Source organism: Streptomyces sp. NRRL F-2664 (assembly GCF_000719345.1).
In the GTDB taxonomy this organism is placed as follows: Bacteria; Actinomycetota; Actinomycetes; order Streptomycetales; family Streptomycetaceae; genus Streptomyces.
In genome coordinates this window covers 1-2,753 of record NZ_JOFX01000153.1, presented here as the reverse complement: position 1 = coordinate 2,753, position 2,753 = coordinate 1, and the positions used below count along the sequence as shown (strand labels likewise).

The 2,753-nt window shown below is 68.9% G+C and carries 2 protein-coding genes; both read left to right on the top strand.

Annotation, left to right across the window (positions count from 1 at the left end; all coding sequences use genetic code 11):
* Window positions 1-17 precede the first annotated feature (17 nt).
* A complete protein-coding gene (secD, locus tag IF89_RS0134880) occupies window positions 18-1,793 on the top strand; it encodes a protein translocase subunit SecD (RefSeq protein ID WP_030776910.1) in 1,776 nt (591 codons plus the stop codon).
* Between the two features lie 3 nt (window positions 1,794-1,796).
* The coding region (gene secF, locus IF89_RS0134875; RefSeq protein ID WP_030776908.1) for a protein translocase subunit SecF at window positions 1,797-2,753 on the top strand (957 nt) is incomplete at its 3' end.

The window sequence follows — 2,753 nt, the reverse complement described above, 5'->3', positions numbered from 1 at the left end:
CAGGGAGAAACGACAAGGTGGCAGCACCGAAGAAGGGCCGGCGGCCCACGGGGGCTCAGGGGAGGCCGGGGCGCGCCCTGGCGATCATCCTGATCGCGATGGTGGCGCTCACCGCGGGGATGTTCCTCTCCAAGCAGACGACTCCCCGGCTGGGCATCGACCTCGCCGGCGGCACGAGCATCACGCTCAAGGCCAAGAGCGAGCCCGGCAAAGAGAACGCCGTCAACGAGACGAACATGAACACGGCGGTCGGGATCATCGAGCGCCGTGTCAACGGACTCGGCGTCTCCGAGGCCGAGGTCCAGACGCAGGGCCGCGACCACATCATCGTGAACATCCCCAAGGGGATGAACGAGAAGCAGGCGCGCGAGCAGGTCGGCACCACCGCCCAGCTCTACTTCCGCCCGGTCATCGCGTTCGCGGACGGCGCCCCCGTCGCTCCCGAGGGCACCCAGAGTCCGAGCCCCTCCGCAAGCGGCTCCGGCGCCCCCAAGGCCCAGGACGGGAACAAGACCAGCCCGTCCGCCACCCCGTCGTCCAGCGCCACTTCGCAGGGCCGCGCGCTCACCGAGGGCCTCAAGGCCCCGAACGCGCCCACCCCCACGCCCTCGGCGAGCGAGTCGAAGAAGGCAGACGACAAGGCGGCCCCGTCGCCGTCGGCGAGCGCCCCCGCGCCCGACCCGGCCACCGCGGACCTCCAGGCCAAGTTCGCCGCGCTCGACTGCACGAATGAGGCGCAGCGCGCCGCGGTGGGCAAGGGCGCCAAGCCCACCGACCCGACGCTCGCCTGCGGCCAGCGCGGCGACCAGTGGGGCAAGTGGATCCTCGGCCCCGCCGCGGTCGAGGGCAAGGACGTCAAGAGCGCCAAGGGCGAGATCGACCCGCAGTCGGGTCAGTGGATCGTCACGATGAACTTCAACGACCACGGCGCCGACGCCTTCGCCAAGGTCACCGGCGAGCTTGCGGCCAAGCAGATGCCGCAGAACCAGTTCGCGATCGTCCTCGACGGCGACGTCATCTCCGACCCGTCCGTCAGCACCGCGATCACCGGCGGCAACGCGCAGATCTCCGGCGGCTTCAACCAGCAGTCCGCGCAGGACCTCGGCAACATGCTGTCGTACGGCGCCCTGCCGCTGTCCTTCCAGGAGGACAGCGTCACCACCGTCACCGCCGCGCTCGGCGGCGAGCAGCTGCGGGCCGGCCTGATCGCCGGTGCGATCGGCCTGCTCCTCGTGGTCGTCTACCTGCTGGTGTACTACCGCGGTCTGGCCTTCATCGCGATCGTCAGCCTCCTGGTCTCCGCGATCCTGACCTACACGATCATGGCGCTGCTCGGAAAGGGCATCGGCTTCGCGCTGAACCTGCCGGCCGTGTGCGGTGCGATCGTGGCCATCGGTATCACCGCGGACTCGTTCATCGTGTACTTCGAGCGCATCCGTGACGAGATCCGCGAGGGCCGCACCCTGCGTCCGGCCGTCGAGCGCGCCTGGCCGCGCGCCCGCCGCACGATCCTGGTCTCCGACTTCGTGTCGTTCCTCGCCGCCGCGGTGCTGTTCATCGTCACCGTCGGCAAGGTGCAGGGCTTCGCCTTCACGCTGGGTCTGACCACCCTGCTCGACGTGGTCGTGGTGTTCCTCTTCACCAAGCCCGTCATGACGCTGCTGGCGCGCACGCACTTCTTCGCCAGCGGTCACCCGTGGTCCGGGCTGGACCCGAAGCGGCTCGGCGCCAAGCCCCCGCTGCGCAGCTCCCGCCGCACCGCCCCCGCCCCCGTCGAAGCAAAGGAGGCGTGAGAGATGTCGAAGCTGGGAGATCTCGGCGCCAAGCTGTACCGCGGTGAGGTCGGCTACGACTTCGTCGGCAAGCGCTTTCTCTGGTACGGCGTTTCCATCCTGATCACCATCACGGCGATCGTGGCCCTGGCCGTCCAGGGCCTCAACATGGGCATCGAGTTCAAGGGCGGGGCCGTCTTCACCACCCCGAAGACGACCGCCTCGGTCGCCAAGGTCACCGAGGCCGCGGAGGAGGCCTCCGGCCACGACGCGATCGTCCAGGAGCTCGGCACCGGCGGCATGCGCATCCAGATCTCCGGTCTGGACACCGACGCCGCGGCCGATGTGAAGAAGGAACTGGCCGCCGACCTCAAGGTGACCGAGGCCGACATCAACGCCGACCTGGTCGGCCCCAGCTGGGGCGAGCAGATCGCGAACAAGGCCTGGACCGGCCTCGGCGTCTTCATGATCCTCGTGGTGATCTACCTCGCCATCGCCTTCGAATGGCGCATGGCCGTCGCCGCGCTGATCGCCCTGATCCACGACCTCACCATCACCGTCGGTGTGTACGCGCTCGTCGGCTTCGAGGTCACCCCGGGCACCGTCATCGGTCTGCTGACCATCCTCGGCTACTCCCTCTACGACACCGTCGTCGTCTTCGACGGTCTGAAGGAGGGCTCGAAGGACATCACCAAGCAGACCCGCTACACCTTCAGCGAGATCGCCAACCGCAGCATCAACGGCACGCTGGTCCGCTCGATCAACACCACCGTCGTGGCGCTGCTCCCGGTGGCGGCCCTGCTGTTCATCGGCGGCGGCTTCCTGGGCGCCGGCATGCTCAACGACATCTCGCTGTCGCTGTTCGTCGGCCTCGCGGCCGGTGCGTACTCCTCGATCTTCATCGCGACCCCGCTGGTCGTCGACCTCAAGGAGCGCGAGCCGGCGATGAAGGCGCTGAAGAAGCGGGTGCTCGCCAAGCGC